The 6334-nt window shown below is 42.9% G+C and carries 8 protein-coding genes; 1 reads left to right on the top strand and 7 read right to left on the bottom strand.

Translation table 11 applies throughout. The features are described 5' to 3' along the window. Nucleotides 1-92: 92 nt before the first annotated feature. The 7 genes from I1A59_RS06315 to I1A59_RS06295 all read right to left on the bottom strand — a co-directional run bounded on the left by I1A59_RS06315 (nt 93) and on the right by I1A59_RS06295 (nt 5284). Nucleotides 93-1187, bottom strand: coding sequence for an agmatine deiminase family protein (locus I1A59_RS06315; RefSeq protein WP_196091939.1), 1095 nt, complete (start codon nt 1185-1187; stop codon nt 93-95). A 475-nt stretch (nt 1188-1662) separates the two neighbouring features. After that, nucleotides 1663-2454: a formate/nitrite transporter family protein gene (locus I1A59_RS06310; protein ID WP_247644704.1), complete on the bottom strand. Its 792-nt coding sequence runs from the start codon at nt 2452-2454 to the stop codon at nt 1663-1665. A 117-nt stretch (nt 2455-2571) separates the two neighbouring features. Then, complete coding sequence (locus I1A59_RS09655; protein ID WP_247644777.1) at nt 2572-2715, bottom strand: hypothetical protein; 144 nt, start codon at nt 2713-2715, stop codon at nt 2572-2574. A 51-nt stretch (nt 2716-2766) separates the two neighbouring features. Then, nucleotides 2767-3099: a phosphotransferase gene (locus I1A59_RS09650; RefSeq protein WP_247644776.1), complete on the bottom strand. Its 333-nt coding sequence runs from the start codon at nt 3097-3099 to the stop codon at nt 2767-2769. Beyond that, complete coding sequence (locus I1A59_RS09645) at nt 3096-3296, bottom strand: hypothetical protein (RefSeq protein WP_247644775.1); 201 nt, start codon at nt 3294-3296, stop codon at nt 3096-3098. The genes I1A59_RS09650 and I1A59_RS09645 overlap by 4 nt, the downstream gene beginning before the upstream one ends. A gap of 446 nt (nt 3297-3742) precedes the next feature. After that, nucleotides 3743-4303 (bottom strand): DapH/DapD/GlmU-related protein, encoded by a 561-nt coding sequence (locus I1A59_RS06300; protein WP_196091938.1) that lies wholly within the window; start codon nt 4301-4303, stop codon nt 3743-3745. 9 nt (nt 4304-4312) lie between these two features. Further along, nucleotides 4313-5284, bottom strand: coding sequence for an alpha/beta hydrolase (locus I1A59_RS06295; RefSeq protein WP_196091937.1), 972 nt, complete (start codon nt 5282-5284; stop codon nt 4313-4315). Between the two features lie 126 nt (nt 5285-5410). Here I1A59_RS06295 and I1A59_RS06290 point away from each other — a divergent pair, with 126 nt between their 5' ends. Then, nucleotides 5411-6295, top strand: coding sequence for a LysR family transcriptional regulator (locus I1A59_RS06290; RefSeq protein ID WP_196091936.1), 885 nt, complete (start codon nt 5411-5413; stop codon nt 6293-6295). Nucleotides 6296-6334: the final 39 nt, after the last annotated feature.

The following is a 6334-nucleotide window of genomic DNA, read 5'->3' as shown; positions in this document are numbered from 1 at the left end:
AGGCTAATCGTAGCCTTGGTTTAGTCTAAAAAACAGCTTCAAAGGTACCTGGTGTCAAATAAAATCGCGCTAATTATTCTAGCCCATATTAATCATTTTTTCGGGACATAATCATCTTTGATTGACACATTTTTGTAGAGCTTGCTGACGTCAATTCCAACCACTTCCCGATCCGGGTAAAGTTTTTGAATTTTGTCCATGGCTTCTTGGTCATTCGCATCGGAATAGATTGGTACCAAGACAACCTCATTCCCCACGTAGAAATTGACATAGCTGCCCTTGTAGTCGAGCCCCTTCACGTTTTTCTTGGTCAGGGGCAACTCGGTGATTGCGTAGGCCTCACCTTTTTCATTTTGAGCCGCATACAGAATCTCTAAATCCTTCCTTTTAATTCCTTCATATAAATCAAAAAAATCGGCTTTGCTCACTGCTACCATCCGCTTGTCATCCACAAAACGGGCAATGGCATCAATGTGGGCATCGGTAATATCTTCACCACTGACCCCATCTAACCAGATAAAGTTCGCAGCGCCCAGATACTGAGTCATGTAGGCTTCCGCCTCTTCCTGGCTCATACCAGGATTCCGATTCTCATTCAGGACAGCGCTGCGCGTGAGCAGAGCAGTCCCGTGACCGTCCAACTCAACCGAACCACCTTCCAAGACAAAGTCTGCTACGTCTAGGCGAGAGTACCCCTTGGCCTCCGCCACACGCTGGGGAATGACATCGTCATTTGCGGACTCCATCCTGTCCCCCCAGCCATTAAAACCGAAATCGACAATCCGCAACTCCCCTGCTTCATCCCGTACGAACATCGGACCCGTATCACGAGACCAGACATCATCACTAGGCACAACCAAAAAGTCAACCTGGCTCATATCCAAGCCTTCCTTCTCCAGAAGCGCCTGAACACGCGCTTCTTCCTGCTCATCGTAGACCATGATGTGCACCTTCTCACCTGTATGCAGGGACTTGGCCATCTGAACCCAAATAGGCTCAATGGGTTTTTGGTAAGCCTTTCCATAAGTCTTAGCATGCGGCCAGGTCAGCCAAGTCCCTTCGTGCTTCTCATCCTCCGCCGGAAACGTGTACTTCTCCACCGCAGCGACCTCCTTATTTACAAGACAACCAGCACCCAGACTTACCAAAGCCAAAGCCGCCAGCAACACCTTTTTCCATTTTTTCATAAGGGAAAATCAGAACCTCTTCCTTCTAGTTGATTTACAGGATAGCATGACAAAGAAGAAGAGACAACTAAAGAGACTTGATCTAAACAATAGACTTCCTGCGGAACCAATGTATGTGGTCCAATTTCACAGCAGGAAATAGCGCATAACCACACTGAAATATCTTGTGACTTTTTGTGACTCAGTCTTTTTTCAAATGATAACTCCGATGAATCTCAAGTTCCGTCACTGTTTTGCAGGAAGTCTAATTATCGATAGCCTGGGATCAAGGTCATTTGGGAATGTAAAACAATCATTCACCCTAAAATAAAGATACCCTACTTTCTCCCAGCTTGCCCTAGAAAATTCGAAAATTTAGAGCTCATTCTTGGAACGCATCGAACCGAGTATTCTTTTCCCGTGTAAAATCAGTACACTCTGGATTCTAGCCTGACTGTGAGAATACCAAATACAATTCAATACCTAAAAGTTTCATCTAATCCACATAAAGATCCGACTGCTCATTCAACCAGCTATACAATAAGCCGATAACAAGACCTCCACCAACGAAATTTCCCAACCCTGACATGAGGAAATTCATCAGAACGCTAGTCAGTGTCATCCCTTCAACAGCTCCACCAGTTGTAAAAATCGATAAAAAGAATATAGAAAAATTCGCAATGACATGCTCAAAGCCAAAGAATGCGAAAATATACATAATAAAGGCAACAGATATCAGTTTCCCTGCATCATCCTTCATTCGTAAATAACAAAAGACGGAAATGTTCACAATAATATTTGCAAAAACACCATCCATAAATAAAACCCAGGGACTCTTAGCCAATTTCGCCACTGTTCCCTCCACTAAGAAACGACTCTCCATTAAAAACGGAGAAGTTTGACTTAAGAGAAATGCTACGATGATAGCCCCAATAAAATTAAATCCTATACAGGTGGCTAGGATTTTCAATGCTTTTTTAGGAGTCAGTAACTTTCGATGGGTAGCTACTGTCATATACATCATATTTGAAGTCCCCAATTCGGTATTCATGTAAAGCAGAATCAAGAGCCCCCATCCAAAAAGAAGACCATATCCAAACCTGCCCAATCCAGGAACGAATTGATTCATTTTATCAGCTGTAAACATCGAAATAGCAATTCCAACCGCCAAATAAACACTGGCCAAAATCGATCTCAACGCATAAGCCCAATAGCTTGTATCATACAAGTCTTCTTTTTTCAAAATACCCTTTTTTAAGATAGACATTAAACTATTTTCTGCTGCCATAACAATTCCTCACTTTTTGAATCTTTTTTCACAATATATTATACAAAAATTAGCAAGTTTTGAAAAGGCTTACACAAACATTGTTTCAGTCTATTAACTGGTTACACACACCCTCTTTTATACCAAGACCTCTGCCGCTGCAATCACAGAAAATAGCTCAGGGTTTACAACATCACGACCATAAGCATCCAAAAAACAATCCGCGAACTCATTGGTCTGAAGGTTAAAGTTGAGACTCCAAATCCCCCAAAAGAGAGCCATATGCCGATCACCCACACCTCCGGTTCCCACATCAATGAAGCCCGTCAGCCGCTAATCCTGCAACATCACATTGGGAAGGAAATAATCCCCGTGCAGGAGCACCCGACTTTGAAGCAGATTTTTACCATCTTGCAGTACTTTATAAGCCTCCTCTGCGGAAGAAAAAGAAAAGGAAGATTCGAATAAAGTTGGATTGAAGTGCCCTAACCGATAGTTCCTTTCAGCCAGGTCCAGAAAAGTCCCCGTCCTGTGCATAACAGGACAACCATCAACATCAAGCTCATGGAAACGCCATAGTTCCTGCCCCAGCACCTCACTTAAACGCCGAGAATCTTCCAAGTATCTTTGAGCAACCGCGTCTTCTCCCTTAACAGCTCCCGTCAAAAACCAATCGCGAGCCTCCGAACATAACTCACCACCTCAGCTCCCAGTCCCTTGGAATGAACATAACCAGTCATTTCTGCTTCTAGCTTCAAAGTTCCCTTTGAACTTTGCTTCAAATAAAAACCATTCCCTCGATCAATGAAATAGACCCTAGCCTCTGGAGAGCTCGAACTATCATAAAGATCTGACTGTCCCACAAACTCTCTAATTATTTCTTTTGTGTCTATTTATACTTAAAAGGGCACCTCTAAAAACTAAACTCTTAAAAATTCGAACATTGATTTATCAAGATTTCTACGACATGATTTGATGCAAAACCGGAGTTTTTCGAGGTGCCCTTAACTAACTTCTAAATCGGAATACTCGAAAAATTTCAAAAAGATGACTAGGAAAGCCGATGATGGTAGAACTAAGGTTCACCGAAGAGGCTTGACAACGCCAGAATTTGAAATTTAATGAGTATTAATACTCCTCCGTCATTTCTTGGGTAGATTGACCTACCGAAGTTGTATTTTGAAGTTGCCAAGTAACAAACAAGGCAATCCCAAGAGTAAAAAGAACTAGAAGTCCCAAGATTCCTCAAAACATCTTTTTATTCCTTACCGCCACAATGCTATTTCTCCTTTTTACAATGAACTAGTTGTTAGGCTAGACTTCTAATGACTTTTGCTGGAGTACCAGCTACGATTGTATTAGCTGGTACATCCTTCGTCACCGTGCTATTTGCCGCAACAACCGCATTTTCACCAATCGTAACTCCAGAAAGAACCGTTACACCAGCCCCTAACCAAGCATTTTTTCTTATTTTAATTGGCCGAGTCACTACCCCCCTTCTTTTCGCGGGTTCCAAGATATGATTGACCGTTAGAAGTGTTACCCTGGGACCAATCAAAACATGGTCTTCAATCTCAATTCTACCTAGCTCCACAATGAAAGCTTCCTTATTAATAAAGCGATCCTTACCAGAACGGATCTGAGCGCCAAAGTCTGTTTGGAAAGGGAGAGAAATTTCCACAGACTGATCGAGGTTCAGACTAGTAACGGAGCTTACCTGCTTTTGAATTTCTTCCTTTGACATCATTCCAGTGTTTAAGCGCTGAATGATTGTCTCCTTCCCAGACTTTATCTGGTGTATTTCTTTGAATAGCGGATCTCCAGGTAAAATCTCACCCTGATTTTGGATTTTCTCAAGCAAGCTCGCCATCACTTTCTCCTATTTCATATTTTCAAGAATAAAGTCCTTCATCTCATCAAATGGAATCTTATCGATCTGATCATATAAATCTGTGTGACTAGCTCCTTCCACTGTCAATAGCTTTTTGTTGTCTCCTTTTAGTTGGCCGAAGGCATCTTTTCCCATATAATAGGAATGGGCTTTGTCGCCATGAACAATTAATACGGCATTGCGAATCTCATAGCTGTATTGCCACAAACGAGTGTTAGCCAGTGAAGTGGCTGCTTGGACAGCCCAACCATCATTAGAATTGACACTACGCGCGTGGTAGCCACGAGGCTGTTTATAATAAGCATAGTAATCTTTCACAAAATAAGGAGCATCCTCTGGCAAAGGATCCACTACACCACCTGCTAATTGGAACGTTTCTGTCTTAGTATCAGCAGTTCGTTGGTCAGCCAGAGCCACACGCGTTTGGTAGCGGGCTTCTTCACTATCAGCTTCATCAAAATATCCCTTTGCAGCTACACGAGAAAGGTCATATAGAGTTGAAGCGACAGCTACCTTAACTCGTGGGTCAATCGCAGCTAAGTTGATGACATAGCCAGCCCAGCCACAGATTCCAATCGCCCCGATGCGATTTTCATCAACCTGTGGATGGGTCACCAAGAAATCAATCGCTGCTTGAAAATCTTCTGTATTGATATCCGGAGAGTGCATAGCACGTGGGAAGCCTCCGGATTCTCCTGTAAATGAGGGATCAAAAGCAATTGTTAGAAAACCTCGCTCAGCCATTTCTTGTGCATAAAGCCCGGATACCTGTTCCTTAACCGCTCCAAAAGGCCCTGCTACTGCTAAAGCTGGTAGACTCTCAGACACAGCCTTGGGCTTATAGAGATCCGCTACCAATTCAATCCCGAAATGATTGGTAAACGTCACTTTTTCATGATGTACCCGATCACTTTTGGCAAAGACCTTATCCCATTTTGTTTCAAGTTTAGTCTGATTCATTGCGATTTCCTACTTTCTATTTTTACGGTAAAACCAGTATAACTCTCACAAAATAAAATAACAAATACCTATTTTCTATCTATTATATGCTTTTTAGGTATATAATAAAAAAGGAGGAATAACAAAATGGATATACGTGTTCTAAATTACTTTGTAACCATCGCCCAAGAGGGAAGTATCACGCGCGCCGCGGAAAAACTCGGCATTACCCAACCAACCCTGTCGCGACAAATCAAGGATTTGGAGGAAGAGTTCGGAACCCTGCTATTCAAACGCTCTAGCCGCCAACTCCAGCTGACAGACGATGGACAGTACCTCTACAATAGGGCACTAGAAATCCTGTCCCTGGTTCAGAAAACAGAAGAAAATCTTGGAAAACAAGGAGACATCACTGGAGAAATTTATATCGGAGCGGCTGAAAGCTCCTCACTCCAACTGATCGCACGCGCCAGCGAAAGTATGACCGCTCTCTATCCACAGGTCCGTCTTCATTTCCGATCCGGCAACGCCGACGACGTATACGAAGGCCTAAACCAAGGAACCCTTGACTTCGGAATCGTTTTCGGAACCCAAATTCCACAAAAATACCAGCATCTAGAACTCCCCAGAAAAGATCGCTGGTCTATCATCGTTCCCAAAAACCACAAACTAGCCAAACGAAAAAAAGTAAGCGTCAGCGATACCCTAGCCTATCCCCTCATCATTTCTTCTCAAACCGATAGCAAACACCTGATTTTCCAAGAACTTGATCAAGCCATAATTGTCGCCACATACAATCTCCTCTACAACGCCGGCCTTCTAGTCAAAGCAGACGTCGGAATCGCCCTCGCCTTTGATGGCATCTTACATGACCCAGATTTAGTCACCATCCCAATAGAAAATCTCGAAGTCTCAAAGCTTTTCCTCATCTGGAAGAAAAACCGTAAACAAAGTCCGATTGAACGAGCCTTTATCGAAGAAGTTCAAGTACAGTTGGAAGAAGATTCGAAACAAACCGCTAACATTGATTGAAAACGTTAGCGGTTTGTGGTTTTTTGGAATGTGGGGGAG

Origin of the sequence: Streptococcus sp. NLN76 (assembly GCF_015686645.1) — a bacterium.
Lineage (GTDB): Bacteria > Bacillota > Bacilli > Lactobacillales > Streptococcaceae > Streptococcus.
Note: the sequence above shows the minus strand (reverse complement) of the source record. Positions and strands in the feature narration are given on the sequence as shown.

Excerpts from the sequence above, each read along its gene's own strand:
- I1A59_RS06300 (WP_196091938.1), bottom strand. The coding sequence starts at position 4,303 with ATGGCGAGCTTGCTTGAGAAAATCCAAAATCAGGGTGAGATTTTACCT.
- I1A59_RS06290 (WP_196091936.1), top strand. The coding sequence starts at position 5,411 with ATGGATATACGTGTTCTAAATTACTTTGTAACCATCGCCCAAGAGGGA.
- I1A59_RS06310 (WP_247644704.1), bottom strand. The coding sequence starts at position 2,454 with ATGGCAGCAGAAAATAGTTTAATGTCTATCTTAAAAAAGGGTATTTTG.
- I1A59_RS06315 (WP_196091939.1), bottom strand. The coding sequence starts at position 1,187 with ATGAAAAAATGGAAAAAGGTGTTGCTGGCGGCTTTGGCTTTGGTAAGT.
- I1A59_RS09655 (WP_247644777.1), bottom strand. The coding sequence starts at position 2,715 with ATGGCTCTCTTTTGGGGGATTTGGAGTCTCAACTTTAACCTTCAGACC.
- I1A59_RS06295 (WP_196091937.1), bottom strand. The coding sequence starts at position 5,284 with ATGAATCAGACTAAACTTGAAACAAAATGGGATAAGGTCTTTGCCAAA.